We start from the raw sequence: 22,702 nt of genomic DNA on the forward strand, positions 1-22,702 counted from the left end.
TCACACCGGTTTTCCAGAGGTACGAGGCTTTTAACTCTTCTTGTTTGCCATATCCCAACTAAAAGCAAGTTAAAAGGAATATAAACGTACCAGAGAAAAACGCTAGAGAAAATTCTGTAAAAGAATATCCTATAACTTATTCTTTTTTACTCTTCATTAACTTTTTCAAATATTTTTTCAAATGGATATGGCATTTTTGCTCCTGACGGAATCCTATCAACAAATTTCAGAAAATCTGGATCGTGCATAGGAGCCAGGTTTTTCTGCTTCTGGAAATAAGGGTAACTTCTGATTTTCTGCCAGGCTTCCTTTAAGGATTCTTCTTTTATGTTCCCAAAACTGAAAGGCGGATACGGACCGGCTTTTGCATCTCCGTCTGCCGTTATATGCATCCAGCGCCTGCCTTCCATTGCACCCAGCATCTGACCTTCAAAATAAGTATTCGCAAACATCCTCGGGCCGTCCGGGCTGGAATTTATCCTGTGGTACATCTCAAGGATGCTTTTCCTATCTTCGTCAGTGATTACAGGCTCATCTCTGGTTTTTGGCATTGCTTCCCAGACTGAAAATTCATGGACTCCAAGTTCCCATGCAAGGTTATAGAGCGCAGGCAGTTCCTGTATATTTGAGGGAGACGCGTGTGTTGTCATTACAACCACGAGCCCGGCTTCAAGTGCCAGTTTTATGGCAGAAACCGCCCTTTCATATGCTCCCCTAGAATTTCGGGCAGCATCATGTTTTTCAGGGTCCGTTGAGTAAATTCCTACCATAAGTGAATGGAGCCCGGCGTCTTTCAGGCTAGATGCCGTTTCTGCTGAAAAGTCCGTACCCCAGGTGGAACAGTTTACTATAGCCCGTTTTTTGTCTACATACCTTATCAGCTCAAAGACTTCTTCCCTCAGGAGAGGATCATTTTCAGTAAATGTGATAATGAAAGTGCCGGATTCAAGGGCTTCATCAATTATTCTTTTTACAGTACCGGTATCCAGCTCATCTGCAACCGTTCCTAGTGGATATCTCGAACTGCTCTGGCGGGTAAGTTCAATAGACACGGTTTCAGGAATGTATTTTCCGAGAGCTATCTGTATTTCAGCAAAAATAAGACGTTTAAAGGCAGGACTCGGGATTGGGGGGAGCCAGGCTGAGGCAATAACCCTGTTTTCCTCTACAAGGGCTAACTTTTCCTCTTTCAGGCGGGAATTCATCTTTTTCAGGACAGGGTTGAAAGCTACTTTCAGGGTCCCGTTTGCCGTAAGCTCCAGAACATCTCCGGCGTGCCTGAGGTTTACTGACAGCCCGGGCATTGAGAAAATTTCTATATTTTTTTCCTCTGCTTGAACTTCTCTCAATGAAACTTCCGGTGTACCCTTTTTTTCAGAAGTCATTCTTTCTTCACAGGCTCCTGATTTGCCTGCTGGATATTTATAATCAACCCTTTTGGAAGCAACTCTTTTTAAAACAACCTTTTTAAAACAACCTTTTTAAAAAAGGCTTGACCGAAAAACAAGCCGTCCCTATATTTTCCGGAGGCTTAACGCTGGAGTGCAAGCTCAAATCTAAAAGAAAAATTTAGGCTGCTCGGACACGAAAATGAAAGTAATCGGCCTGAGCTGCTTTTTAGGATATTTAAATAAGCTTAAACCTCAGATCCTTTCTGAAAAGGCGAGGTTTCCGCTGATTTTCTTTATTTTTACTTTGACCACGTCACCTTTTGAGGCTCCGGGCACGAAAACCGTATACTTGTCTATCTTTGCAATTCCGTCACCTTTGGACCCGACTGCATCGATCCGGAGCTCGTAGGTTCCGCCTTCTTCGATAGCTTCCCTGACAACCACATTGGTTGCTTTTCTCTTCTTGACAGGCCTGTGAGCACCGCAAGCAGAACATCTCAGGACAAGCACCCTGTCCACCTTGACAAGCTGAGTGTCCGGGCGTCCGCATTCCGAACACATAACGTATTCGTCCACATAAGCCTGAATATTATCAGAGATCTGGGCTCTCGTAAACCTTCCCTGGAAGACTGCACGTGTGCCTTCTATTTTCCCTGCAGTCCCAAGTTCCCTGGTGAGATATTTCATCAGGTGGTCAGGGTCCCGGTTAAGGATATCTGCAATATTTCCGAAGTTCTCAAGAATTGTAGTCTTTCCTTCGGAAAAGATTCTGGGCTCAGGGATTACGAATCGAGCATCCGTAGTCTCGGTGTCAGGCATTTTTGCCATTGCACGGTTCAAAAGCTCTTCGTAATCGTACATGTTATTGCTCCTTTTGATATTAACAATTTAACTGGTTACTGTACCAGTTCTGCCCCTTCATCGATAACGATTCTACAGGGGGTTGGCAGTTTCTGTCCTGCATGCCAGAGAGCTTTCTTTGCGGCTACAAAGTTTTGCTTTTCAACAGCCACTGTGAAGATCTTCTGGAATGGATTTACCCTTGCTGCAGTGCCTACATTCTTCCCAAAAGCCCTGCGCATTCCACTGGACACACGGTCAGCACCCGCGCCGGTTGCCTGCTTGTTTTCCCTGAGGACTTCGTGGGGATAGACGCGGAGCTTCATGTAATAGCCCATCTTACCAGTATCTTCAATCAGGTGCCTATTTGCTGTAATACGGGCTGCTTCAAGAGCAGTGTGCCTTATCTGACATTTTTCTTCTACAAGCAGTGAGAGTTTAATCGGGAAAGAGGTGTTTGCCTTGTCTCCCATGTCATAGTGAATAACCTGGCTGCCTGGAACACCGCCCATGTATTTTCGTCTGGTAAATGAGCGCTGCCTCACGTTTCTGTACATACTTCCTGGCTTTCGTACCATAAGCTTGATTCTCCTGAAAGATAATGGGTTTAATTTAATTTAGCTTAGCTTAATTTAGCATAATTAGCTTAATTTAACTTAGTTTAGCTGAATTAGCTTAATTTAACTTAGTTTAGCTGAATAGCTTAATTTAACTTAGTTTAGCTGAATTAGCTTAATTTAACTTAGTTTAGCTGAATTAGCTTAATTTAACTTAGTTTAGCTGAATTAGCTTAATTTCACTGAAATTTGTTGTTGTAACGGACTCCTTTCCGGTTCCTTTCCGCATATAAATGTTTGCGTTAAGTTTGTAAAAAACCATCTAGCAAACGATTCAGTATGAGATATGTGCATATAGAGATACCTGCCTGTATTTACATTTATCTGTAAACCTATCCTGGTGGACTTCAGCAGGTAGCTACTGTATTTTCCCGGTTCCCTGATAGGGATTCGGACTGAATTTCTATAACCCTTGAAAATTTGTATATTCTGGGCTTAAGCGACTTACTCCCTAAGTACTTAGTGGTTTATAAGGTTTATTGATGGTTCCGGGTACTTCTCCAGAAATCCTGCAAGTAGCCCGAAACAACCTGAAAGCATCATGCTCCCAAAAGGTGCGGCAAAATGCAGTTTATTTGAAATCTCCTCTCGGATTTCGGATTCTGAAAGCTTTTCAAGTATTTCTCTTTTTGGACCCGTAACTAATATAGATCTAACCTGCTCAAATCCCAGAGCTTCCTTTATGTATGCACCATGCCCCCCATCTTCGAAAACCTCGTCAAAACCAAGCCTTCCGTCAGCAAGCTTTATGATGTAGTTCTGGAGTTTTTCAGGGTTCATGAGGGAAGTGTGGTGTTCAAAAACAGCCGTGATCTTGTTTTCATTAACAAGCGCTACCAGAGTATGCCCGTTTCCAATATTAACCACAACAGATGGCTGTATAGCCGCAGGATCAGTAAGCGCGCCAAAGATGGCTGCTGGCCCGGTATCCATGAAAACTGCCCTGGTTTTCCGATTTCCTGCAGCTTTGAGAAGAGAATCTGCCTGAGCTTTCATTCGGGTAAAAGCCTCAGGAATTTCCTCGGGCCTGTACACAAAGTTATCAAGTTTCCCTCCTTTGTCGATGAGTTCTCGAAGCAGTTCAAAGCGGTAGATCCTGTTGCTCTTCTCAGGGGCATTCCCGTGGTCCTGTACTGCCACGGCATAGTTTGGAGGTATCTGAACCTCAAAGGCCGAAAGCGCAGATGATGTCGATTTAGGATCGAAATCCTGCATGACAATTTCCTGCGCATTCTCTTCAGATGCAAATTTTTTTGCTTCAGCTTCGGAGACAATTTGAATCCCGAAAGCCTTTACTTTTTCAATGTTATCATTAATGGTCAGAGCAGCCTGTTCAGTGGCATACACCGGAAAACCTGCCTTTAGATGAGCCCTGATCGCAAAGGTCGAAGGGCCTCCTCCCATTATGTTTCCGGTAAATACTATTGTTTTTCCTTTTTTGGTCGCTTTCCGTACTTTTTTCGCAATTATCTGAGTGGGAGCGGGCATGACCATAAGCAGGCTGTTTTCTACCTCTTTATCAGAATTGAAGAGTAGAATATCCTGCGTACCTGTTCCTACATCCGCTGCAAGTATTAACATACCTGAGCATTAGCTGATAAATTATTAAAATATAGGCAATCAAGTGTAAGTCAGCAGAACACTAGTAAGCAGGGCACTGGAGAGCAGAACTCTATACGAAATTGGCCAGAATACTGAGTTAATTAAGATAGGTTAGCCAGGATAGCTAGTTGGTCAGAAATCAACAGTCAAGTGCCGGACCAAAATCATAATCAGAAACTTGATTAAGAACTCCAGCCAAGTACAGAATTTAAAAAAGCAAATTATGAGTTTTGGGATCGCTCGTAACGATTAGTGGCAGTTCATCACATACTCAGGCCCTATGAACACCTCACTAAGGGCATTTCCACTGTGATTTCCACTGTGTTTTGGCTATCAAAAGTAAAGGCTATACAATCAACTTCGTTTTCAAGGTTTGATCTCAAGTACATCCTCTACATATGCCCTCAAAATTTCCGCAACGCTCCAGGCCTGGGCGATACAGCCTCCAGGAGAGTGAGGATAGTCACCATCAAATACTTCAGAAATGGAACCGATACCTGCTGTTTCAAGCTGCATATCAAAGCCTTCAAGAAGAATCCGCATATTCTCAAGACTATCTTCCGAATAATTATTGACTTTCCTGTAGGCTTTCACATAAGCTCCAAGGAGCCAGGGCCAGGCGGTTCCATTGTGGTAAGCGGTATCTCTGGTTAAGGCATCTCCATGATATTGCCCTTTATATAAGGAGTGGTCTCTCGAGAGAGTTCTAAGCCCAAAGGGGGTCAAAAGGTCTTTTTCAACTCTGTCCACAATCGCTTTTTCTTTTTCAGGAGGGAGCATAGTATAAGGTAGGGACACGGCAAAGATCTGGTTAGGTCGGATGGCAGAGTCTTTAACCTCGTTTCCTGTTTCATCCTTATATACGAGGTCAAAGAGACAGTTGGTTTCCGGATTCCAGAAAGTGTTCTCAAAACTCGAGACAACACCAGTTGCAAGAGTTTCGTATGGGGAGACCTCTTCACCGAGAAGAGTACCAAGGTAAGAAGCAGTTTTCAGGGCGTTATACCAGAGAGCATTTATCTCACAGGCTTTACCTGCCCTTGGTGTCACTGCCCATTCCCCGATTTTAGCATCCATCCAGGTTAGCTGGGGTCCCTGCTGGATGAGATAATCTGAATCCATGCCGATTCCAAAATCTGTGCCTGTAAAGTAATGATCTATAATGTTAACTACTGTGTCCCAGATATCCGAGAGGAAAAGGAAATCGTTTGTATATGCGAAATAGCGGCTAAGGGCATGAATAAACCAGAGAGGAGCATCCACTGTATTATAAATTGGCTCTCCTCCAAAAGCCGGGAAAGTGTTAGGGATTAAACCTCTCCGACAGTACCTAGCAAAATAATTGAGAATGGTTCTTGCTTCCTCGAAACGATAAGGAACTAAAAGTAAGCCAGGCAGAGAAATCATGGTATCCCTTCCCCAGTCAGAATACCAGTGATATCCTGCAATTACCGTATCCTCACCTGAAATATGGCTTCTCACTACGAAAGTATCAGTCGCCCTGATAAGTTTAAGAGCAAAAGGATCAATAAGTTTTGAATCAAGAACAAGAAGGTTCTGCCGATTTGCTTCCCTGATACGGAGTTTATCAACTTGCTTGAGAGTAAAAGAAGAAACATCTCCTGTTGAAGCAGCAACAAAAAAACGGAAATCTCCCAATCCGATCTTGCTTTCAAAATACCCTGGACTAAAGTTATCTTCCTCAGAGTTAAGTCCCCGTTCTTTTTCAGCATCATACTCTAAGTTATAGTACCATGTGGGATTAGGATGATACTGGAGGTCGGATGAAAGCGAGAAAGTAAAACCATTAGAGCTTGCCATTTCTACTCCAGCAGGAGTAGCTTCCTGGGTAAAGGAAAGGTATCCGGCGCGGGCAGTGATATTAAAGTCTCTTGAACTTACTAGAGGAAAAATTCTTAGTAAAGCTTCCTCTCTCCTGGATTTTATATCATAGAGAACACAGGTTGTGTTACTGTTGCGAACCATGAAGACTGTTTTCTTTACGGTTATACCACCAGGATGGTAAACCCAGGTAGGAAATGGGTTTTGAGCAAATTCTGAAAGATAATTAAAACCCTCAGGAGAAATAGTTCCTGGATATTTATGGGTTGCGAGTTTATACGTTTCTTCGTTGGTAGAAATTTCCTCATCAAGGGAAGAAAGTATCAAATATCTCCCTGGATAATTCGCTGGAGCTGCTACAAGCAGTCCGTGATAAGTCCTTGTTCTTGAGTTAATTACTGTAGAGGAAGCAAATCCTCCAAGCCCATTTCCTATAATCCACTCTTTTTTTATTCCTTCATCATATGTCGAAAGAAAATCTGCCCCAAGCCTGATCCCACTCATGTATACTTAATTTGAGTCGAGTTATTAAATAGCTGTATGTTTGAAAAAAAGCAATGCGTTGCTGTAAACAATTAATTCATTTTTATATAATTTGTTTTTATATCTTGTGGATTTTATACTTTTTACTTCTAAATTTACTTTCTGGAATTCCCTTATTAAGAGCTTATGATTTTGAGGCATAAGAATTTCCTTTGTTATTTTTCCTGAGACCTTTTTGCAATAATTTGGACTTGAACTCTTTAGCTCAGTAAGAGATTCTAGCTCAGTAAGAGATTCTAGCTCAGTAAGAGATTCTAGCTCAGTAAGAGATTCTTAAAGTTCTGATTCTGGATACTGTATGACAAATGACCTTGAACCATGACTTTAACTCGAAGCTCCTTGAGATTTTTATAGAAAATATTATAAATTTTAAAATATATAATTAATACACAACAGGCAATGGAAAAACCGAACTTTTTGATATATGTCTCCTTAATTTTTTAACAGTGGGTAGTGGGTCTATGAAAAAGATTAGGATAGGGATGTTTTCCTGGGAAAGTTTGTACTCGATACGTATTGGAGGAATTTCTCCCCATGTATCCGAGCTCTCCGAGGCGCTTGCAGCAGAGGGACATGAAGTTCATCTCTTTACGCGAGGTCATGGAAACAATAATGAAATAATCAACAGTGTCCATTATCACAGAATTGCCTGTGATCAAGATGGGGGAATTGTTGAACAGATGAACCGGATGTGTGATGCTATGTACTGCCGGTTCCTTGAAGTGAGAGAAAGCACAGGAGAGTTTGATGTATTACATGGTCACGACTGGCATCCGGTAAATGTTCTCTGCAGGATAAAAGCTCAGTTTGGGCTACCCTTTGTGTTGACCTTCCACAGTACTGAATGGGGACGTAATGGTAATTATTACGGAGACTGGTGGGAGGCAAGGGAAATATCTCATAGAGAGTGGCTCGGAGGGTACGAATCCTCTGACGTGATTGTGACCTCGCCGATATTGAAGGAAGAAATTAAGCAAATTTACAAAATTCCCGATTATAAAATCTGGAAAATTCCTAACGGCATAAACGTGGGAAAGATAAAAAGAAATATTGACCCCGGAGACGTGAAGAGGCACTATGGTATCAACCCATTCCTTCCAGTTGTACTTTTCACGGGAAGGATGGCATATCAGAAAGGCCCTGACCTGCTGGTGGAAGCTGCGGCAAGAGTCCTGAAAAAAAGGGATGCCCGATTTGTTCTTATCGGAGATGGGGGAATGCGCTCTCATTGCGAATACCAGGCTCAGAAACTTGGCATTGGAAACTCGTGCAATTTCCTTGGATATGCCCCGGATAACACTGTAATAGACTGGTTTAACGCCTGTGACCTTGTATGCGTGCCCAGCCGGAACGAGCCTTTCGGAATCGTTGTTCTTGAAGCCTGGGATGCAAGAAAACCTGTAGTTGCAAGCGATGCAGTAGCCCTTGTGGAGAATTTCAAGACAGGTGTTGTTGCTTATAAAGAGCCCTCCTCTATTGCCTGGGGACTCAACTACGTCCTTGAAGGGCTTGGCCGTAACAGAATGGGGAAAAAAGGGCATGATGTTCTCAAAAATAAATATAACTGGAAAAGAATAGCTGAAAAAACCCTTGAAGTATATGAAAAAGTGATCGAAAAAAGACCTTATCATAAAAGTATGTGAGAAAAGCAAAAGAAACTCGACCGAATAAAATTTCACCTAAAAGAATAAACAACTTATAGCTACTGAATAAACAGTTCCATAGAAATGCTATTCTGGTTCTGTAAAATCTTCGAGAAATTATAATTTACTCCAGCCAAATTAAACCTATATAGCTGTTCAGCCTCCGAAGATTTTACAAGTCCCTGTTATAGTCATGCTTTTAATTGCTGCAACAAAAAATACTTTATATCTCCTTGATCAGTTGCATTGTTTAGCCTCGTGGCTATAGGTGGTTTTCATGAAAGAATCTACACCGGAAATTCACAAAAAAGAAGCAAAAAAATTTTTTTCTTTTGCCTTAATCACAATTTCGACCTCAAGATATGAAAAATACGGAAATCCAGCCTCACCTGAAGATGCCGATGACATTTCAGGCAAAAATATGGAGGATCTTCTCGAAGCGGCCGGCCATAAAATTTCTTTCTACAGGCTGGTTTCCGACGAAAAAACCTCAATTACAGATGCGGTTTTTGCTGCTCTTGACAGCCCCGCAGATATTATTATTACAAGTGGAGGCACAGGGCTTGCACCAAAAGACATTACAATTGAGTCTGTAACCCCTCTTTTTGAAAAAGAAATCTCAGGTTTCGGGGAACTTTTCAGGTACAAAAGCATTGAAGATATAGGAACGTCGGTAATCCTTACCAGGGCTGTGGCAGGCGTAATTAAAGGAAAAACGGTGTTTTGCTTACCGGGTTCACCTAATGCTGTGAAACTGGCAATTTCTGAGATTATAATTCCTGAAGCAGGGCACATTGTCAGGCATGTGAAGGAATAAACCTTTACATGTTTTAGTAGATGGGCTTCTGATAAGAGAAATCGTGTGGAGAAGTAATAATCCAAATTGTACTTTCAAAAATCATTTTTCTTCATCTCCTTCACTCATCTCTGAAAGAAGGAAATTATAATTGTTTTTTATTGTTACTGTATTAGGATGCTTCGGTTCCAATTTCTTTTCTATTATTTCAAGTGCCCTTTGAGAAAGTGGGAGTGCTTTTTCGTATTCTCCCATCTGACGATAGAGTCCTGCGAGATTGTTTAGTGTTGTTGCAACAGATGGGTGTTGCGGATCAAGCACCTTTTCACGAGTGTCAAGTGCTCTTTGATAAAGTGGGAGTGCTTTGTTGTATTCTCCCATACTTTCATGGAGTCCTGCGAGGTTGTTTAGGATTGTAGCGACATCTGGATGTTCAGGTCCCAGTGTCTTTTCGACTATTTCTAATGCTCTTTGAAAAAGTGGGAGTGATTTTTCATAAGCTCCCGTATGATGATAGAGTTCTGCGAGATTGTTTAGGGTTGTTGCAACATCAGGGTGGTCTGAACCCAGAACCTTTTCATAGATTTCAAGTGCCCTTTGATAAAGTGGGAGTGCTTTGTCGTAAGCGCCCATACGATAATAGAGTACTGCAAGATTGTCTAGGGTTGTTGCAACAGACGGGTGTTGGAAACCTAAAACATTTTCACGAATACCAAGTGCCCTTTGATAAAGTGGGAGTGCTTTGTCGTATTCTCCCATACTTTCATAGAGCACTGCGAAATTGTTTAGTGAATTTGCAACATCTAGGTGTTGGGAACCTAGAATGTTTTCACGAATACCAAGTGCCCTTTGATAAAGTGGGAGTGCTTTGTCGTAAGCGCCCATACGACGGTAGAGTTCTGCGAGATTGTTTAGTGAATTTGCAACATCTGGGTGTTCAGATTCCGGCACCTCTTTATAGATTTCAAGCGCCCTTTGATAAAGTGGAAGTGCTTTGTCGTAAGCGCCCATATGATAATAAAGTCCTGCGAGGTTGTTTAGGGTTGTTGCAACATCCGGATGTTCGTTTCCTAGCTTTGTTTTCAGAATTTGCAGCATTTCTTCATACATAGGGGTAATTAATTGCCAGAATGCTGCTCTGTTGAACGAATCAGATACAGAAATAAACCATTCGCATAATTTTTCTGCTTCAAGTGATTCTTTTGCATGGTAGAAGGCTTCGGTTAGGGCTATTTCGTGTTCTGGGGTTATAGCCTTAATATCAAGTTCTTCTATTTTGTCACTGTAGTAAGCAAGCAAAAATTGATGAGTACTTTTTCTATCAGTAGAATCTTGATGTTCTTGGAGGCTTTTCCTCATCAACTGATGAATCGAATATTTCTCATTGGAATCGGTTTTGATAAAAGAAAACTTAATCAGTTTTGAAAAGGCACCAGTTGGATATCCTGGATCAAACTTTTTCATCAATATTTCAAATAGATCTCGATCCCAGAAATTAGGTGCTGAGAGTACTTCAAGTGCTCGAATCTCATTGTGGTCTAGGTATTTCACAAATATGTTGAAAATTTCTGGCTGTGTTTTTCCGAAATATTTAGAAACCGGCTGTCTTTTCTTGTTTATCTTTTCAAAAGTATCAACGGACAGGTTAAGGTAATACGGAACTCCTTCGCTGGCTTTGATAATTAGATCTCGAATATCTTTGTTTTCAATACCGCAATCTTCCAAAAATTTTGTACAATAGCTTTCTGGAAGTTCATCTACTGAGTGCTGTTCCAGATACATATCCCAATCAGAATCACATTCAGGAAACCATAGCAATTTTTCTCGCCCACATATAACCCATGAAACACCAAGCATATTTGGAATAAGGTTATCCCTTATCCATTTATCTTTTTCATGGAAACTTCCTTTATCCCTCAGACCATCCCAGAGAGCTTCGTAAGTATCAATAAAGATGTAGAATTTCGAGTTTTCCCCAAAGTGTTCAAAAAAATCAGCGGCAAAAATTCCTGGTAGTAGTTCTTCTATCTTATTTGGCTCTAATGATTCAATTTTGGAAACATCGATATGATGTAAGTGGCACCATTTTCTAAAACTGTCTGAAGCGCTGTTCAATAGTTCCCAAGCTAATGAAAGTTTACTAGAGTTCTCAAGGACACCTATTATTTTATCTAAAATATCTCCTTTCTCGATTAGAGGATAATTCTGTTTTTGGAGAGGAATTTCCGGGTGAAGCTTTTTCCAATAAATAGCATGAACAGCATTAAAAAGGTGAAACTTCGCACTATGCTCTTCTTGAATTTTGTTTCGTAAAGTTATGAGGAAGGTACCTATATCCCTGTAAGTTTTTACGTCAAGATCTATTGATGCCCAAAATATTTCAGGGTACTCTTCCTTCAGTATCTTTTGCAACTCTTCTTGCAATTTGCTTTTACCAATTCCAGCAATTCCGTAATAAAATAAGACATTGTATTCTTTGATTTCCGAATTCTGGATATTTTCTCTGAAAGCCTGAATGCAGGCTTCCCTATCAACAAATACTCTCTCTTTCCCAAAGTACGTTGTAGGACCTATTGGCATGTATATCTCCACAGGCCAGTTTTCCGATCAACTAAGCTTCCGACCTATTGAAGTATTTTCAACTCGTCCTATATTACAGTACTGAAATCTTTCAATTAATTTCAAATATTGGATAAATGAATCAAACTATGTAAAAATAGACGACCAAAAGCCCTTTTACGGAGAAAAACTAATTTTTTATGGGTTATGGAGGCCCTGATACAAAAATAACATATTCCTGCAACTACACTCTTTTTCTGGAGAGAGAGTACACTTTCTGAGGGGTTAAATTGGTTAAAGGCCTGGTTTATCTTTACACGGGGGAAGGAGAAGGAAAGACCACAAACGCCTTTGGACTGGCTCTCAGGGCTGTAGGTCACGGGTACAGTGTAATAATTATCCAGTTCATGAAAGGCAGGAAATACATAGGGGAGTACAAAATAAAGGACAGGCTAGCTCCGGAATACGAGATCTACCAGTTTGGACGGGAAGATTTCATAGACTTCAAGAATCCCATGCCTCTGGATTATGAACTGGCGGAAAAGGGCCTCGAATTTGCAAAAAAAGCCCTGAAAAGGAAACCAAGGCTCCTGATACTGGACGAGATAAATCTTGCAGCCCACTTTGGCATTGTGAAAACTGAAGATCTCCTCAAACTGCTGGATGATATACCGGAAGAAACCACAGTCGTCCTGACAGGAAGAAGGGCTCCTAGAAAACTGATAGAAAGGGCAGACCTTGTAACGGAGATGAGGCTTATAAAGCACCCCTTCGAGAAAAACGTCCCGGCAAGGGAAGGGCTTGAATATTAACTTCTGAAAAATAAATTTTCCCCAAAATATACGTTTAACTCCATAAATATACGTTTCCTGTATGCGTATATTTAAGAACGATGTGGAAGAATTGCACATTGTAATCAAACGTGCGATTTAGGTAGTTAAAGGTTTAATGTTATTGATTTTCAATTCAACCATGTAAGTACTGCAATCATGGAAATATTAACTGAGCCTATCCCAAAACCAATTTTTGGGCTTACTCAGTAAGATTCTCGGGATCATCCTTCTAAGTCCAAAACTCGATTTTTCCAGGTTAACTAAACACGCATGAGTTTAAGTCCCAAACTTGGCGAACCAATGAAAACCCTATGCATTTGAAGAATAAATACTACGAAATATATAACTATTACACATCTTTTTGGGAAAGTTGAATGGGAAAAATCGACTTCGTTGTTTTTTATTTTAATTTTTCTAATATTTATATTTCTGCTAATATTATATTTATTAGATATAATTCTTTTATTACATGTGTTTGAAATCGCCTTTGTTGGCAAATTCCATGATATAAAATCATGATATAAAATGAGGATGGAATTTAATAATTACCCTCATCAAAATTCACTGGACGATTTATTGATAAAGTGAATACACCTGCCAGCATCGGTGGATTGAAAACTAACATTTGCAAAATTGATTGAGTTGAAACAGATTGGGGGAATCAACAAATGAGTCTTAAAAAGACACTGGGTATCTTGCTGGCAGTTTGTTTTTTACTATCAATTGCTGCAACGGCAGTAAGTGCTAAAGAACTACCCAGCATGGCTGGAAAGGAGACATGCAAGACAGAGACGTGTAAGGCAGAGACATACAAGACAGAGACGTGCAAGACAGTAGATAAGGCAAAAAATAAGATGAAAGGATTTTCTATCGATATCGAAAAGGCCACTTTAGAAAATAACTATTTCCGCAAGGTGCTCTATACCTCAAAGTACAGCCAACTAGTAATTATGAGTCTCAATCCCGGGGAAGATATCGGAATGGAAGTGCATGAGAAAAATGACCAGTTTCTTCGCTTTGAGGAAGGACAGGGAAAGTGCATAATTAACGGTAACGAATATGAAGTCGGTAACGGGTCCGCTGTGGTTGTGCCGGCAGGTGCCCAGCACAATGTCATTAACACTTTGAAAACAGGTTCTCTGAAATTCTATGTAATCTATTCACCACCTGTTCACAAGGACGGCATTATACGCGCCACGAAGGCCGAAGCCGAAGCTAATCCAGAGGAATATGACGGCGTGACTACGGAATACACTAAGTAGATAATGTCATAAGAAGTAGGAATAAATGCTTTATATCCATAAAGCACTTTTCTTTTTTATATTTTGAACTAAATGTTCGAATTTCTTTGAAAACGTTTGTTTGCAGAAATAATGGCTGCGGTTAGTTTTGTATCCCACCTTTTTGATCTATTTTTAGGGAGTTTGTACGAGAGATTCAAAAGCCAAATTTTGATTTTTGAGTTAGGCTTAATAGTCTGCATCTCAGTAGTCTACGGCTTAATAGTCTACGGCTTAATAGTCTACAGCTTAATAATCTATGACTTAGTACTCTATGGGTCGATACGTTGCTGTTTATTTCATATTATTTCCCTGCTCATATCCCTGTAGTATTCGAAAAACTCTTGTCCCCATATTATTGCCTGTGGTTCGAAACTTATCACATACTGGCGGTCAAACCTACCGTTTTCATTAAACAATCCTATAGTCATTATGTCGTTAGAAATAGCAATTAGCGCAGGGACTTCGAGTTCTATTTTTTCCATAATGTAAAGACTTGAATTTTTCATTTTGAGAAATTCGTTTCCAATTTCTTTGAAATTTTTCATAAGACGTGAATATACAGCTTCACTCAAAACAAGGGACATTTCAACGCCTTTTCGTGCAAGGTTGAGAACGAGATCCGGAAGTTGAGGATGGAAATATGAATAAAACATATGGACATAGGTTGAGTTAGAAAGATTTTTTACAAACTCCGGGTTCAGATCAAAAGTATGACTTAAATCCGGTTCTATGAGGCGATAGTTTCCAATTTCGTTTATCCTATTTACAAGATGGTGTGGAATAGGAGCAAGCTTTCTATCAGCCCAGAATTCTTCGTTCTTCTCAAACACTGACAGGGTTCTAATCAAGGGTTGCATTTTTTCGACGACAATTTCCCCTATTGCACTAAGCCGGTATATTCCTTCTTCATGTATTACCAGGCCCTCTTCTTTTAACTTCTTTATCTGCGGAAGAAGAGCCGTCCTCGGCACCTGAAGCTTCTCAAGTATCTCTTCAATATCCTTAGGGCCTTCTATTAGGAGCAGAAGAAAATCTTTTCTCTTCTCTGAAAACAGGATAAGATCAAGCAAGCCGAGATTCATTTTATAGTCTCCATCCTGAACTTATAAAAAAAAGGTTTTGTTCACCGGTTTCGTTTTTATGGTTCGTTTTTAAATCCCTTATGAGTTCCAAACTGCTAATAAAGGTGTCGAAATCATTTGAAAACTTCGTCCTGTCTCTTTTCAAATTGGGAAAATAGCCATAATTTAGCGAATTTACAGACAAAAATCCTTTTATACCCCTTATTTTCTTTATATCTACTTTATGTGAGTCCAAAATAAATTGATAAGCCCGGTTAAGTGAAAAGAACGACTACAGAATCCAGAACAAACTTAACATATTGCTTGCTCAACTTATTGCTTGCTCACTTATGGTTTACATCTATTTAAAAATTTAATTATTGTCAATTTTTATGAAATTTAACTTATTGCTAGCAGCAATCTGAAACTTAAATTACTGCCAGTATTAAACTCGGAAGCTTAACTCATTTTCACTATAAATCTGGAGGTTCACCTGATTGCTTTTCGGTTTTCTAGGAAACGTTGATATAGAAGATGATAAGAAAAGGGAGAAGCCTGGATAAATGATAAATGACTTCAGGAAAGTGGCGAATAGCTTTGAGTAAGTGACAAACAGTTTTCAGAAGTAAATAATCTTTTCATTTATTGATTATAATTTTTTTTGTAACAATATATAATAATGTGTAAATTATAATAGGGTATAAATTATAATAAGATGAATGTTTCATAATTGGCAGAATGAATTTTACAATTAATATGAGGAAGGGTAATGGAGAAAGAAAAGTTATACAAGTTAAAAGCCGAAGCAAATCAGCTTTCCCCTATTCTTAATATCGGAAAGAATGGAATAACGGACACTCTGATCGAGGAACTGAACAAGCAGATAAAAGCTAACAGGCTTGTGAAGATAAGGGTACTGAAAAGCGCTGAAGAAGGAAAAGACTTAAAGGCTATCGCGGAAGAAATTGCCGCTGCTACGAGATCCACTGTGATAGAGGTACGGGGAAGAACCGTGGTCCTGTACAGGTAAGAATTCTATACAGGTAAGAGTTAGGATGCAGGAATTATCTTTTTCCGAACTCCGATTTTTGGTGAGCCTTCGAATATAATGCCTACCTTAGTTTTAATAAGAATAGCTTCCTGCCTTTTAAATGAGGAATAAGGTTTTCTGTAGCGTCTCTGTAATAAGTTAAAGTCTATAAGTATTTAGTTGCTTTAATATAAACTCATTATATATTTCGTTATGTTGGTAAGTTATTTATGCTGCAAAAGCAACATCGAGTTGCAAATTATTCGCACACGATTTACGGGTGTTTCATTATTTCAAACTAGTCCCCCTAATTTCAAACTAGTCCCCCTATAATTTATATAAAAATGAATTGACGAATAAACTGAATTATTGTACAGGAATTCAAAACTCCATAGTATGTGCACTTTAAGTGCCTGGAAGTTTCTTAAAACGGTTGAGTTGGGGTATTTCCCCTTTTGTTTTCAGATAGACCAAGGCAGAGCAAAACCCAACCCTCCGGAGAGATTGTTATGCTTGAAGATGAATATCAACTTGAATTTTTCAAAAATAACGGGTTCGTCCGGAAGCAGTGCCAGTCATGTGGCAAATTCTTCTGGACACGTGACCTTGACCGAAAGACATGCGGAGATGCGCCCTGCGACCCTTATACCTTTATAGGAAACCCGATTTTTTCCAGGGAATTTGATATCTCCCAGATGCGTGAGTATTACCTCTCATTCTTTGAGGAGAAAGGGCACACAAGGATCAACCGTTATCCTGTAGTTGCCCGCTGGAGAGATGACCTTTATCTTACCATTGCGTCCATTGCAGACTTTCAGCCTTTCGTAACCTCAGGACAGGTTCCCCCACCTGCAAATCCCCTAACGATTTCCCAGCCCTGCATTCGCCTGAACGACCTGGACTCAGTAGGCAGGAGTGGGCGCCATCTTACAACGTTTGAAATGATGGCACATCACGCCTTCAATAAAAGGGATCACGAAATCTACTGGAAGGAACATGCCATGGAACTTTGTGATGAACTCCTTACCTCACTTAAATTAGATCCCCTGGCTGTAAGTTACAAGGAAGAGCCCTGGGCAGGCGGAGGAAATGCAGGGCCCTGCGTTGAGGTTCTTGTGCACGGGCTTGAGCTTGCTACTCTTGTTTTCATGGACCTGAAAGCCGACAAAAAAGGTGACGTCCTCATCAAAGGTGAGACCTATTCGAAGATGGATAACTACATCGTGGATACAGGATACGGGCTCGAACGTTTCGTCTGGGCTTCAAAGGGTTCACCTACCATCTATGATGCACTTTTCCCTGGCATAGTAAACGAACTCATGGGGCTTGCAGGACTTGAGCATGAACTGGACAACTCCGAATATGCAAATATTCTGGCCCAGAATGCTCGGCTTGCAGGGTTTATGGATGTAAGTGAACAGTCAAACCTTCTGGAACTCAGGAAAAAAGTCGCTTCAAGCATCGGAATGACCGTGGATAAACTCTCGGCTATAATGGAACCTGTAGAAAAGGTCTATGCAATTACTGACCATACACGCTGTCTGACTTTCATGCTTGGAGACGGGATTATTCCCTCGAATGTCAAAGCAGGGTATCTTGCAAGGCTTGTCATCAGGCGGACTTTACGCATGATGGACGACCTTGACATCCGTATCCCACTTTCCGAGATTATGGATATGCATATCAAGAATATGCCGGAGTATCCCGAATTCAGGGAAAATTTCCCGGTTATACAGGATATCCTGGTGTCTGAAGAAGAGAAGTTCCGTAATACAATGGAGAAAGGCCGCAGGATAATTCAGAAATCGGCATCTCATTTCAAGAAAACCGGGGAAAAGATTCCTTTATCTCAGTTAACTGAACTTTACGATTCCCACGGAATCCCACCCGAGATGGCAAAAGAAGTAGCATCCGAAATCGGAGTGGGCGTAGAGTTCCCTGACAACTTCTATTCCATTATTGGTGAACTGCATAACAAGGCTGAGGAAAAGGAAGAAGAAGTAGTTCCATTTGCAGATCGGCTTAAGCACCTCCCGAAGACAAAGCGCAGCTTCTATGACGAGCCCACGCGCCTGGAATTCGAGGCCGTTGTACTGGATATCTTTGACAACAATATAGTGCTGGATAACACCTTTTTCTACGCCGAAGGCGGTGGACAGCCTGCAGATATGGGAACAATCGCTACCGCGTATGCAGTATACAAGGTTGTGGACGTCCAGGTCTACGACGGCGTAATAGTACATACCATAGAGAACCCTGACGGGAATCTTGATATCCGCAAGGGTGACATTGTCAATGGTAAAGTGGACGAAAAGCGCAGGATGACCCTTGCCAGACACCACACGGCAACCCATATCGTAAACGATGCAGCCAGGAAAGTTCTTGGAACACACATCTGGCAGGCCGGTGCCCAGAAGTTTGAGGACCACTCAAGGCTTGACCTTTCTCATTACAAGCATATCTCTCCTGATGAACTGAAGCAGATAGAGCTCCTGGCAAATCGCATGGTTATGGAAAACAAGCGTGTTGTTACCGAGTGGATGTCAAGGACTGAAGCCGAGCAGGAATACGGCTTTGGGCTCTATCAGGGTGGAGTGCCTCCAGGAGAAAAAATTAGAGTTGTAAAGGTCGGAGACGATGTTGAGGCCTGTGCAGGTACGCACTGTGTCAGTACAGGAGTTGTCGGCCCGATTAAGATCCTGAGAACCGAGAGGATCCAGGATGGAGTTGAAAGAGTTGAGTTTGCAGCAGGAGTTGCAGCCGTACGTGCCATGCAAAAGATAGATTCGCTTCTGTCAGATTCCGCAAAGACCCTTAGTGTGCCTCCAGAGCAGCTTCCTGCAAGTGTTGAGCGTTTCTTTGGGGAATGGAAAGACCTCAAGAAAGAAAACGAGAAACTCAAGGAAGAAATTGCCCGCGCCAGGGTTTACAGGCTGCTTGGAGGAGCTTCTGAGGTTGCAGGCCTCAAGGTTATTGCCGAATTCATTCCCGAAGCCGATTCCCTTGAACTCCAGAAGACCGCTACTGAACTCCTGAAACATGAAGACGTGGTAACTCTTCTCGCAAGTGATGCCGAAGGAGTTAAACTCGTTGCATCTGCCGGGCAAAAAGCCTTAAGTTGTGGAATCAATGCCGGCAGCCTTGTCCGCGAGATGTCGAAGCTTGTAAGCGGCGGCGGAGGCGGAAAGCCTGCCCTTGCTATGGGCGGTGGAACCGACCCCTCAAAAATTCAGGACGCGCTTGCCCGTGGGCTTGAACTCGTAAAAGAAGCTTGCAAATAAGTCTGAAAGTAAGTCTGAAAAAGGAAGTCTAAAGATAAGCCTGAAGATACCGGGTTTTAAATTCCCGGCAATTTATTCTTTTACTTTATTCTACCCTTTCACTTCTTTTTTCAATTGTTTTTCAATTGTTTTTCAATCATTAAAGATAACTTCACAAAGAATTGCAGTCCCATTTTTTACAAAGAGATGCACGGTTTTATTTCCTTCAAGGCCTTTTTCAACCTCGTTACGCACTTCCCAGTATTCTTCGGGCTTTACTCCTGCCCTGAGTACAACACTCCCGATATTCTGGCCTTTTAAGAATTTATTGATCTCTTTTGGTTCAAAGGGGCAGATCTTCAGTACAAGGTAATGATTTTTGATCATGGACTGTTTTATCAGGGCATCCGAGGTCAATAAAAGCCTTTTATTGTCAACCCTGAAAAGCTCAAAACCTCCCATAAGAGGCCCTGCCATCTGCATCATGGATTCCACAAGCTCAGGCAGCAGTCCGGCTGCAACTACCGATGGTTCAGGCTCGTAGGCGTTAAGTTTCATTTTGTCAGTTTCCCTTACCTGCGAGAGCCCATATTTTGAAACCAGTCCTTCGCCTGCAGGCAGAGCCACAGCCATCCGGTCATACTGCTTCAGCCCGCCGAAGTAAAGGGTTAGGCGGTTGAGCTGCCCGTCCAGAGAGATGTATTCTTTTTCGCAGTCAAAAGGAATCCTTTCAGGCGGCATCTGGGGCGGAGCTTCAAAAGCAAAATTTCGGGTTTTTTCACCGTAAGCAGCCAGTACATTCGGAATTCCAGGCTCAAGGCTTGAGACATGCCTTTCGCTTTCTTCGGCCGGGCGGAAGGGATCAGAAAAGATTACGTCAACGGCCGGGATTTGCTCTATGACTTTCGGGTCAAGAGCGTCCCCGCAAATGAATTTCACGTTGTCAAGCCCGTACATTGCGCAGTTCTGTTTTGCATACTCGATTTTTTTGGGGTCGATTTCCACTGCATACACGAACTCGCACTGCTGGGCAAAAAAGACGGTTTGCCCTCCTATCCCACAGCTTATGTCAGCCAGAATTTTACATCTCAAACGCTGCGCCCTGTAGCGGGCAATTGGCTCAGGGGTCGCAAAGCGCAGGCTTTCCTTATCCCCATGCAGGGGCTTCTCAAATTGTTTTCTCCGTGCCACGTCGATCAGGAGTAGTAGATAGTTTATGAGATTTAAAGACGACTGATAAAAGAAGAATGCAGAGCTTCTGCTCGCTACGCAAACGCTCACTCGCTTGATCACAACCGTTGCGCCGGTTGATCACGCCGCTTCTATGGGTAAGTTTTTCATTGCACCATTTTCGGTCAAGCCTTTTTTCAAAAGGGTTGTGATCAGGCCGTTACATAGTAACTGGGGTTTTTAATCACCCTTTTTTTCAAAAGGGTTGTGAAAAAGCTTGCATATCAAGACAGAGATAGCTAACAAGCGTCGGTATTATTACTTTGTTTTTATTCAACTTCAGCCACAATAACAACGTAGTTTTTCCCGTATTTTTCGGCACAGGCTGGACAGGTAGTATACCACATATACCATTTCTTGATTTCCAGGCCCTGGCTTTTTGCGTAGGCTTCAAAGTCCTGGCACCATTCTCCTGTTTTTTCAAAGTCTCCCTCATAGACTTTGCTCGAAAATTTCCCGCTCAGTGTTACATTTTCGGCGCCGTCTACTTCTTTATTAACAGCCAGATAAATGTCCATGTTGCTTTCTGAGGTGTGGTCTGACAAACAGAGCCAGTCCGGCATTTCTGCGTCTGCCCTGGCGACTTTTTCGTTCATCCGCGTTATTACCTCTCCAAAATTTAGAGGCATGTAAAACTGCGTGGTAACCGAGTCCTTGATGAACCTTTTATTGTTCCATTCAAACAATTTTCCGTCCCATGGGGCTGGGTCAAAACGGGGACAACATTCAGGAGTTTCGAGGTTGGTGGTCATGAGTTTCACCCTGTTAAGTAATGACTTTGGGGGTTATTTTAGGTTTTGGTTTAAGTTTTTTAGTTTTTAGTTTTTTAATTCATCCTTTTGCAAAGGTACAAATTTTACGATAGAAAGAAGACAACTTAGGAATCTTTCTTTAAGAAATTTACAAGAAAATGAAATAAGATTAAACTTTGGAAGCTAAGAATAGATACTTATACCAAAAATGAATATAAAATATTTGGAGATGGAATTCTAGAACACTCCCATCAAAAGTAGCGTCCGTTATTTTTTGGGTTTAGCTCAAAAGGTCACTTTCTGACCTGTAGATCTAGAGCAAATCTAGATTTATAGTGTGCAGAACCCTAAAAATACGGAGGTGAAAAGAATGAGTGAGACAGCAACTGTCGTAATTTGTCTTTGTGTCACTTTCATTATAGCTCTGCTGTATTGAAGTGAAAGCTAGCTTTTATGGGGTTCTGTTTCCATTTCCACTAAAATACATACCTTCACAGTCTCAAATGATATTAATTTTCGATGTTTTTTAGCCCGTTAATAATTTAGTTGAAGTTTTATAACATACCTTCAACAGATATTCTCTATGTTTATATGCTTAAATGCATATTCTCCATAATCCTGTAGGTAGAATTTCGAATTCCTCATTTTTAATTACAGTGCTTCCAGGCATCCAGCAAATCTCAGCATTTGAATATTTTCCACCAAAATATTTATTTTTCGATGTCTCTCTACCAACAAAAGGTTCTACCAAACCATTTAAATTCAAATTTTTCGTAATGACATGCGCTAATACATATTTATTTTCTTTAATGACATTTATAATTGGATGGTCGCCACTTAAATTTACAGCGTATCCATCAAAAATGATTTTTTCTAAGAGTTTGGATATCTCTATAATTTCCATGTTTCCCCATCCATACCCACGTTCCCCTCCAATCTGGATTTTTTTCAATGACTCTTTCCATTTTAAGTCAAATCCTTCTTTTTCGAAAATATAACCTAATAGATAAACGGAATCTCCATTACGCGTTTTATGGGAGATGTTTTCGGTCTCGTGGAGTGAACCTTCTTCTGCTGTTTTTTGATTTAGAGCAGTATTTTGGGAACTATTCAGGTACTTCCAGGAAAAATCATCAATATTTTCCCACGGAAAAATATCAATCTTAGTAGGGACTTTACCAATTTCATTATTTATTATTGTAGGGTAAAAATAACTGAATCTTAGATTTTCTGCTACTTCATTTCCAACTTCTTCATAGTTAAAACTTCCAGAATCTCTAGCTAGCCTTGCAGTCAATGCACCCCACATAGTTTTGGCAGGAACATAAGGCCGTGTCTGCTGTAAATTATCTGTTTTTTTCCATCCGATATGAACTGGAGAAAGAAGACGTAAACTCACACGATAGAGGGACCATGCCAT

General features: G+C 41.0%; 16 protein-coding genes. 6 read left to right on the plus strand and 10 right to left on the minus strand.

Annotated features, from left to right (window positions below):
• Positions 1-146: 146 nt before the first annotated feature.
• The 5 genes from MSBRW_RS17940 to MSBRW_RS17960 form a co-directional block, all read right to left on the minus strand.
• A complete protein-coding gene (locus MSBRW_RS17940; protein WP_011306380.1) occupies positions 147-1,385 on the minus strand; it encodes a radical SAM/SPASM domain-containing protein in 1,239 nt (412 codons plus the stop codon).
• A gap of 258 nt (positions 1,386-1,643) precedes the next feature.
• Entirely contained in the window at positions 1,644-2,252 is a 609-nt protein-coding gene (locus tag MSBRW_RS17945; RefSeq protein ID WP_011306379.1) for a translation initiation factor IF-2 subunit beta, read from the minus strand.
• A gap of 35 nt (positions 2,253-2,287) precedes the next feature.
• Positions 2,288-2,809, minus strand: coding sequence for a 50S ribosomal protein L16 (locus MSBRW_RS17950; protein ID WP_011306378.1), 522 nt, complete (start codon positions 2,807-2,809; stop codon positions 2,288-2,290).
• 498 nt (positions 2,810-3,307) lie between these two features.
• On the minus strand, positions 3,308-4,429 hold the full coding sequence (locus tag MSBRW_RS17955; protein WP_011306377.1) for a DUF1786 domain-containing protein: 1,122 nt from the start codon (positions 4,427-4,429) through the stop codon (positions 3,308-3,310).
• A gap of 387 nt (positions 4,430-4,816) precedes the next feature.
• A complete protein-coding gene (locus tag MSBRW_RS17960; RefSeq protein WP_011306376.1) occupies positions 4,817-6,796 on the minus strand; it encodes an amylo-alpha-1,6-glucosidase in 1,980 nt (659 codons plus the stop codon).
• 500 nt (positions 6,797-7,296) lie between these two features.
• Between MSBRW_RS17960 and MSBRW_RS17965 the strand changes: the two genes are divergently transcribed.
• Complete coding sequence (locus MSBRW_RS17965; RefSeq protein WP_011306375.1) at positions 7,297-8,478, plus strand: glycosyltransferase family 4 protein; 1,182 nt, start codon at positions 7,297-7,299, stop codon at positions 8,476-8,478.
• Positions 8,479-8,755: 277 nt separating this feature from the next.
• Complete coding sequence (locus MSBRW_RS17970; protein WP_011306374.1) at positions 8,756-9,295, plus strand: MogA/MoaB family molybdenum cofactor biosynthesis protein; 540 nt, start codon at positions 8,756-8,758, stop codon at positions 9,293-9,295.
• An 81-nt stretch (positions 9,296-9,376) separates the two neighbouring features.
• On the opposite strand, the gene MSBRW_RS20580 is transcribed toward MSBRW_RS17970, so the two are convergent.
• Positions 9,377-11,854: a tetratricopeptide repeat protein gene (locus MSBRW_RS20580; RefSeq protein ID WP_011306373.1), complete on the minus strand. Its 2,478-nt coding sequence runs from the start codon at positions 11,852-11,854 to the stop codon at positions 9,377-9,379.
• A 269-nt stretch (positions 11,855-12,123) separates the two neighbouring features.
• Here MSBRW_RS20580 and MSBRW_RS17980 point away from each other — a divergent pair, with 269 nt between their 5' ends.
• Complete coding sequence (locus MSBRW_RS17980) at positions 12,124-12,645, plus strand: cob(I)yrinic acid a,c-diamide adenosyltransferase (RefSeq protein WP_011306372.1); 522 nt, start codon at positions 12,124-12,126, stop codon at positions 12,643-12,645.
• 689 nt (positions 12,646-13,334) lie between these two features.
• Positions 13,335-13,928 (plus strand): cupin domain-containing protein, encoded by a 594-nt coding sequence (locus tag MSBRW_RS17985; RefSeq protein WP_230669846.1) that lies wholly within the window; start codon positions 13,335-13,337, stop codon positions 13,926-13,928.
• A gap of 317 nt (positions 13,929-14,245) precedes the next feature.
• Here the strand turns inward: MSBRW_RS17985 and MSBRW_RS17990 are convergent, their stop codons facing one another.
• The gene (locus tag MSBRW_RS17990) at positions 14,246-15,019 is read right to left on the minus strand and encodes a helix-turn-helix transcriptional regulator (protein ID WP_230669848.1); all 774 of its coding nucleotides are present in this window, start codon (positions 15,017-15,019) and stop codon (positions 14,246-14,248) included.
• A 760-nt stretch (positions 15,020-15,779) separates the two neighbouring features.
• Between MSBRW_RS17990 and MSBRW_RS17995 the strand changes: the two genes are divergently transcribed.
• Entirely contained in the window at positions 15,780-16,040 is a 261-nt protein-coding gene (locus MSBRW_RS17995) for a YhbY family RNA-binding protein (RefSeq protein WP_011306369.1), read from the plus strand.
• 509 nt (positions 16,041-16,549) lie between these two features.
• Positions 16,550-19,321: an alanine--tRNA ligase gene (alaS, locus tag MSBRW_RS18000; RefSeq protein WP_011306368.1), complete on the plus strand. Its 2,772-nt coding sequence runs from the start codon at positions 16,550-16,552 to the stop codon at positions 19,319-19,321.
• Positions 19,322-19,453: 132 nt separating this feature from the next.
• Here the strand turns inward: alaS and MSBRW_RS18005 are convergent, their stop codons facing one another.
• The 3 genes from MSBRW_RS18005 to MSBRW_RS18015 form a co-directional block, all read right to left on the minus strand.
• Positions 19,454-20,593, minus strand: a complete 1,140-nt coding sequence (locus MSBRW_RS18005) for a class I SAM-dependent methyltransferase (protein WP_230669850.1) — start codon at positions 20,591-20,593, stop codon at positions 19,454-19,456.
• Between the two features lie 206 nt (positions 20,594-20,799).
• Positions 20,800-21,282: a hydrolase gene (locus MSBRW_RS18010; protein ID WP_011306366.1), complete on the minus strand. Its 483-nt coding sequence runs from the start codon at positions 21,280-21,282 to the stop codon at positions 20,800-20,802.
• A gap of 595 nt (positions 21,283-21,877) precedes the next feature.
• On the minus strand, positions 21,878-22,702 hold the full coding sequence (locus MSBRW_RS18015; protein WP_011306365.1) for an RAMP superfamily CRISPR-associated protein: 825 nt from the start codon (positions 22,700-22,702) through the stop codon (positions 21,878-21,880).

Source organism: Methanosarcina barkeri str. Wiesmoor, from assembly GCF_000969985.1.
Taxonomy (GTDB): Archaea; Halobacteriota; Methanosarcinia; order Methanosarcinales; family Methanosarcinaceae; genus Methanosarcina; species Methanosarcina barkeri_B.

What these genes read in the sequence shown, in the direction of transcription:
- MSBRW_RS18010 (WP_011306366.1), bottom strand. Translation starts at nt 21,282, where the DNA reads ATGACCACCAACCTCGAAACTCCTGAATGTTGTCCCCGTTTTGACCCA.
- MSBRW_RS17965 (WP_011306375.1), top strand. Translation starts at nt 7,297, where the DNA reads ATGAAAAAGATTAGGATAGGGATGTTTTCCTGGGAAAGTTTGTACTCG.
- MSBRW_RS17960 (WP_011306376.1), bottom strand. Translation starts at nt 6,796, where the DNA reads ATGAGTGGGATCAGGCTTGGGGCAGATTTTCTTTCGACATATGATGAA.
- MSBRW_RS17940 (WP_011306380.1), bottom strand. Translation starts at nt 1,385, where the DNA reads ATGACTTCTGAAAAAAAGGGTACACCGGAAGTTTCATTGAGAGAAGTT.
- MSBRW_RS17945 (WP_011306379.1), bottom strand. Translation starts at nt 2,252, where the DNA reads ATGTACGATTACGAAGAGCTTTTGAACCGTGCAATGGCAAAAATGCCT.
- MSBRW_RS17955 (WP_011306377.1), bottom strand. Translation starts at nt 4,429, where the DNA reads ATGTTAATACTTGCAGCGGATGTAGGAACAGGTACGCAGGATATTCTA.
- MSBRW_RS20580 (WP_011306373.1), bottom strand. Translation starts at nt 11,854, where the DNA reads ATGCCAATAGGTCCTACAACGTACTTTGGGAAAGAGAGAGTATTTGTT.
- MSBRW_RS18015 (WP_011306365.1), bottom strand. Translation starts at nt 22,702, where the DNA reads ATGGCATGGTCCCTCTATCGTGTGAGTTTACGTCTTCTTTCTCCAGTT.
- MSBRW_RS17985 (WP_230669846.1), top strand. Translation starts at nt 13,335, where the DNA reads ATGAGTCTTAAAAAGACACTGGGTATCTTGCTGGCAGTTTGTTTTTTA.
- alaS (WP_011306368.1), top strand. Translation starts at nt 16,550, where the DNA reads ATGCTTGAAGATGAATATCAACTTGAATTTTTCAAAAATAACGGGTTC.
- MSBRW_RS17950 (WP_011306378.1), bottom strand. Translation starts at nt 2,809, where the DNA reads ATGGTACGAAAGCCAGGAAGTATGTACAGAAACGTGAGGCAGCGCTCA.
- MSBRW_RS17995 (WP_011306369.1), top strand. Translation starts at nt 15,780, where the DNA reads ATGGAGAAAGAAAAGTTATACAAGTTAAAAGCCGAAGCAAATCAGCTT.
- MSBRW_RS17970 (WP_011306374.1), top strand. Translation starts at nt 8,756, where the DNA reads ATGAAAGAATCTACACCGGAAATTCACAAAAAAGAAGCAAAAAAATTT.